The organism is Acinetobacter sp. UBA5934, from assembly GCF_002430855.1.
Classification (GTDB): Bacteria; Pseudomonadota; Gammaproteobacteria; order Pseudomonadales; family Moraxellaceae; genus Acinetobacter.
The window spans coordinates 1-2518 of record NZ_DJDC01000114.1 but is presented as its reverse complement, the minus strand read 5'-3'; the positions used below and the strand labels follow the sequence as shown (position 1 = coordinate 2518).

The window sequence follows — 2518 nt, the reverse complement described above, 5'->3', positions numbered from 1 at the left end:
CGTTTTATGCCTATGCTGAACTTGATCAGGTGGGGGCGACCTCAGGAAAAGCCCATGAAATTTTAAAATGGCAACCTAAGCGCAGCATTACCCAAATTATTGAGGATGCGTGGCGTTTTTATCAGCAAACGCTTAAGGGAAATTAAGACAAGATGAATTTAAAAATATATGAAAATAATTATCATTTACAATTAAAAGATGTTTGATTAAGATCATTAAATATGTCAAAACTGATGAATTGGCTTAAGTAACAAAACTACATGGATATGAGGTAGAGCATGCAAACACGTATTGAACATGACACTATGGGCGATGTAGAAGTTCCGAGTGAAGCAATGTGGGGTGCGCAAACACAGCGTAGTTTGCAAAACTTTAAAATTGGTCAGGAACGTTTACCACGAGCGATGATTCGGGCGATGGGTCTGGTCAAAAAATCCGCTGCTATTACCAATGCCGAATTAGATCAAATTCCGCATGAACTGTCACATTATATTGTGGGTGCAGCAGAAGAGGTGATTGCCGGGAAGTGGGATAGTCAATTTCCACTGGTGGTGTGGCAAACTGGTTCAGGTACGCAAAGCAATATGAACTGTAATGAAGTGATTGCCAATATTGCCAACCAGAAACTGGGCAATCCTTTGGGTTCGCAAAAGCCGGTCCATCCTAATGACCATGTTAATCGTGCACAATCGACCAATGACTCTTTTCCAACGACCATTCATGTAGCAGCAAGCTTACAAATCAATGAATTGCTGATTCCTGCGGTACAACGTTTACGCGATACTTTAGCGGATAAATCTCAAGCGTTTTCAGACATTGTCAAAATAGGCCGTACCCATTTACAGGACGCAACACCGTTAACGCTCGGGCAAGAATTTAGTGGATATGTATCACAATTGGATCATGCCTTAAAACGTCTGCATTATGCTTTATTGGGTTTATATGAATTGCCTTTGGGAGGTACAGCAGTCGGAACAGGCTTAAATGCACATCCTGAATATGCCGTAAAAGCGGCAGCACAATTGGCTACATTAACCGGTTTGCCATTTGTGACGGCTCCTAACAAATTTGAAGCTTTGGCGGCACGCGACGCGGCAGTATTTGCCTCTGGTGCCTTAAAAACTTTGGCAGCGAGTTTGAATAAAATTGCCAATGATATTCGCTGGCTGGCCAGTGGTCCGCGTTGCGGTTTTGGGGAAATCCGTATTCCTGAAAATGAGCCGGGTTCAAGCATTATGCCGGGCAAGGTCAATCCGACCCAAAGTGAAGCCATGACCATGGTGGTGGCGCAAGTGCTAGGTAATGATACAACCATTAATGTTGCCGGAGCTTCAGGAAACTTTGAGCTGAATGTATTCATGCCGGTCATTGCATTTAACCTGTTGCAATCGATTCAACTGTTAGGCGATGCCTGTAACAGCTTCAATGATCATTGCGCCGTTGGCATTGAGCCAAACCGGGAAAAAATTGATCATTTCTTGCATAACTCACTGATGTTAGTCACTGCTTTAAATCCGGTGATTGGTTATGAAAACGCTGCCAAAGTGGCAAAAACAGCTTATAAGGAAGGCAAAACCTTAAAACAGGTCGCAGTCGAATTGAATCTGGTTACTGCTGAACAGTTTGATGCGGTGGTAATTCCTGAAAATATGGTTTCACCTAACGTGAAATAGGCAGCTAAAGGCTGGAACAGCTATCAATTGAACATCAGTGGTTTTTATCTGGGGCATATATGCGTACAATATACGAAGAAATTAACTGCTGATGATTGATTATGCTTGATGTTTATTTAACAGATGTTCAGAAAAAGGTGCAATTTAAGGATTATCCGGGTGAGCATCCTGTTAAATTTATTTTGAATTTTAAAAAGATTTTTCCGAGTGTGATGGAATTATTGCTTCCGGTTCTGCCGAGCGATGAAAATCTGGATGAAATGACCTGGGAATCGACCACTGAAGATTTTGAATTATTCAAATTATTACTCAGCGGCTGGGGCGTGATTGAATTACGTTTAAATGCGATTTCTCAATTTAAAAATAAAAACTATGCCGATCAGCTGGTGAAAACTGCACAGCAAAAGCGTAAAGAATTTGCTAAAGCCCAAAAAACCCTAAAAACAGTTGAACTAGATTATTTGTTTATGCACGAAATTCATGCACTGATTGATGCAGAACTGGTTGAAATTGGTGAGAAATTCTATTTGCCAACACTGCGTGATTTATGGAAGCACAAAGTTCCGCAAAATGTATTGAATGCTAAATTTTAGAGCAGTCTAAAATACAATCATAATCCTCCATATATTGGGGGATTTTTTATGACTGTTTTATAAATAAAAAGACGGATTTAAATGAGCTATCCGTTTCTATATAAAAAATTAAAGATTTAATTATCAATAAAATGTACTAGAAATTGGAATTATTATTGCATATGGTAAGACAGCAACAAATTTTCCTCAGTATTGTTATAAAAGTTGATATTTCACATTTTATTAACAGTCAAAGGGTGTTGTATCAAATCT

Annotated in this window: 2 protein-coding genes; both read left to right on the top strand. The window is 39.5% G+C overall.

What is annotated here, in order from left to right; genetic code table 11:
• Positions 1 to 278 precede the first annotated feature (278 nt).
• Positions 279 to 1673: a class II fumarate hydratase gene (gene fumC / locus B2Y23_RS08040; RefSeq protein ID WP_291354478.1), complete on the top strand. Its 1395-nt coding sequence runs from the start codon at positions 279 to 281 to the stop codon at positions 1671 to 1673.
• A 101-nt stretch (positions 1674 to 1774) separates the two neighbouring features.
• Positions 1775 to 2266, top strand: coding sequence for a hypothetical protein (locus tag B2Y23_RS08035; RefSeq protein WP_291354479.1), 492 nt, complete (start codon positions 1775 to 1777; stop codon positions 2264 to 2266).
• Positions 2267 to 2518: the final 252 nt, after the last annotated feature.

What these genes read in the sequence shown, in the direction of transcription:
- B2Y23_RS08035 (WP_291354479.1), top strand. Translation starts at nt 1,775, where the DNA reads ATGCTTGATGTTTATTTAACAGATGTTCAGAAAAAGGTGCAATTTAAG.
- fumC (WP_291354478.1), top strand. Translation starts at nt 279, where the DNA reads ATGCAAACACGTATTGAACATGACACTATGGGCGATGTAGAAGTTCCG.